Source organism: Vibrio sp. 10N.222.48.A3 (assembly GCF_041475345.1).
Classification (GTDB): domain Bacteria; phylum Pseudomonadota; class Gammaproteobacteria; order Enterobacterales; family Vibrionaceae; genus Vibrio; species Vibrio tasmaniensis_A.
In genome coordinates this window covers 1-1766 of record NZ_JBFRVX010000938.1, presented here as the reverse complement: position 1 = coordinate 1766, position 1766 = coordinate 1, and the positions used below count along the sequence as shown (strand labels likewise).

Genomic DNA, 1766 nt, shown 5'->3' with positions numbered 1-1766 from the left:
CAACTAACTTTAAAAGCTCGTTGTATTCAAAAACATTCAAATTTTCAATAATTTCTTGCTTATAATTCTTGTATTCACATAAGGAAGATCTAATGTATAACGGCATATAGTTTTGTTCATATCTTTGTCTAAAGCCACGATTATATCTAACGATCGATTCTAAGTTTTTCTTTAATTGAAATAGCTTACTTAAACGACTCCACTCGCCATTTTTGTGAATCCTATACGATGACATAGATTCATCAATATAGTGAATCGGACCAAGTTCCGACATCAATGTTAATAAGAGCCAGTCGCCAGGATTTTCCCTAAAGAAGTCAAAATCTATTTTTTTCATCATATTTATTCGATATAACATCGACGATGTATGAAAATATGCTAGTCCCTTTGTAAAATCGTCAATCGTAAAAGTATTTTTTATACTTTGATTAACAATATATTCGTTGTCGCTTTTGCTTTGGTTTTTAATAACTTTAGTATTGTGTGAACAACCGGCGTGATCAGGTAGTTTTTCCAACATTTCAAACTGTTTTTGTAGCTTATTTTCATCAGTCCAATAATCATCGCCTTCACAAAGAGCAATATATTTAGCACCACTATTAAGGCATCTAGGATAAAGATCATCAATAACAGATTTTCCCCCTGTATTTTTTTCAGGAAGAATCAACTCCAATTTAGAGCCATACCTACGTCGAAGATCAAAACACTTATCTCTCGTACCATCAATCGAACAATCATCTAAAAGAATCAATTTAAATGTAAATGTTGTCTTTTGACTCATGACTGATTCAACAGCTTGTTCAATATAATCTATATGGTTATAAGTACACATCCATACGATTACTAAAGGAGGATTATTCATTATAACTCCATGAAAAACAGTTATTATAGATACGTCTTCCCATTGAACATAAGAACGTCTATGATCGAAAGATTACTGACAAACTCATTAGAAAACTGGTCATAGACCAAAGATTTGTTCTCCATAAATCTTAGTTCAATATTGTTATTTAAGAATGCACCTCCAGCATAGAGGTCCCTCCCACCGAGTGCATTTATATATACACTAGCACATTCCTTTTGGCATATGTCGATTATTCTATCTTGCCCTTTTAACTGGGAGTTATTGTAGCGAGACGAGCTTATAACGAACTCTGAATTAATATCTAAGTGTTTAGAAATATTAACTATGCTATTGGTTATAAAGTCAGATAAGCTCTCTGATTTATAACCAATGATTTTACTTACCAAAGCGTAAGTTTCTTCAAAATGAGGGGCTCTTTTATAATTTAACTCAATTGTTTTAAGAAATTTGCTCTTCCATAATGAGATTTGGGGAGATAGCAATATTTCATTTATACGCCTATTCTGGCTAGCATTAACCAGAGGCATTGTAAACATTTTTGGCTCTCCGGATATTAATATCCGATTCCTATTTACCCATCCTTTTTTTATATAGTTGACATCATCATAAATTATAAATTTGTCGACTGACTTAATTAGCTCAAAATAACCGAAGTATGGGAAAAAGTAGGGTTGCATTATTGCTACTTTCATCGTGAGGCCCTAATCACATCAATTACGTTACTTGCATCATCTATATTAAGGTCAGAGTATATTGGGAGGCATAAAACTCTAGCACTTATTTTTTTTGCAACGCTAAGACTACCTTGTCTAAAAATTTCTCGATTGTTTTTATAAACATCAAAATCAGATACTAGCGGATAAAAGTATTTTCTAGATAAAATATTGTTATCTTTTAATAT

At 31.9% G+C, this 1766-nt stretch carries 3 protein-coding genes; all 3 read right to left on the bottom strand.

Annotated elements, in window-relative coordinates; translation table 11 throughout:
* On the bottom strand, positions 1-862 hold an 862-nt coding region (locus tag AB4653_RS22105), incomplete at its 3' end, for a glycosyltransferase (RefSeq protein WP_372105355.1).
* Between the two features lie 23 nt (positions 863-885).
* Complete coding sequence (locus AB4653_RS22100; protein WP_009847947.1) at positions 886-1557, bottom strand: WbqC family protein; 672 nt, start codon at positions 1555-1557, stop codon at positions 886-888.
* Positions 1554-1766: DegT/DnrJ/EryC1/StrS family aminotransferase (locus AB4653_RS22095; protein WP_170962899.1), on the bottom strand; the 213-nt coding region annotated here is incomplete at its 5' end. The genes AB4653_RS22100 and AB4653_RS22095, both read right to left, overlap by 4 nt.

Coding starts and splice junctions, on each gene's coding strand:
- AB4653_RS22100 (WP_009847947.1), bottom strand. CDS start 1,557: ATGAAAGTAGCAATAATGCAACCCTACTTTTTCCCATACTTCGGTTAT.